At 50.9% G+C, this 550-nt stretch carries 1 protein-coding gene; it reads left to right on the top strand.

Features of this window, described 5'->3' with window-relative positions; translation table 11 throughout:
* Nucleotides 1–550: ATP-binding protein (locus R7040_RS29125; RefSeq protein ID WP_318097998.1), on the top strand; the 550-nt coding region annotated here is incomplete at both ends.

Here is a 550-nt window from a genome sequence, read left to right as displayed (position 1 = left end):
ATTTCCGCTACCATTGTTGACGATCACGTCCGCGTGCAAGTGGTCGATACTGGTCAGGGAATTCCAGCAGAGCATCTTGAGCATATTTTTGAGCCTTTAATTCAAGCTGGTCAAGATGCAAGTCGCTATCGTCAAGGTGCGGGACTGGGACTATCGATTAGCCGCCAACTGATTGAGTTGATGGGCGGATCACTTTACGTGAGCAGTCAGCCGATGGTCGGCACCACGTTTAGTTTCACCTTGCCATTGGCCAGCGAAGAGGAAATCCAAGCAACTCAAACCTTAGTGGCGCGCGGGCACTTTCAAATTCCTGAGATTAATTTGGAAAATGGCGACGACTTATCGCTACCAGAGAACCCTGATGGCCCACTGCTTTACGTCGCAGATGATGAACCCGTTAACTTGCGAGTACTGGAAAGCTTCTTGCGCCTAGAAGGATACCGCGTTCGTACCGTTTCAGATGGCCCAGAAACGCTGGCGCTGGTTGAACAAGAAAAGCCGGAACTGCTGTTACTCGACATTATGATGCCCGGCATGAGCGGCTACCAAG

It is taken from the genome of Vibrio sp. 1069 (assembly GCF_033340555.1).
Note: the sequence above shows the minus strand (reverse complement) of the source record. Positions and strands in the feature narration are given on the sequence as shown.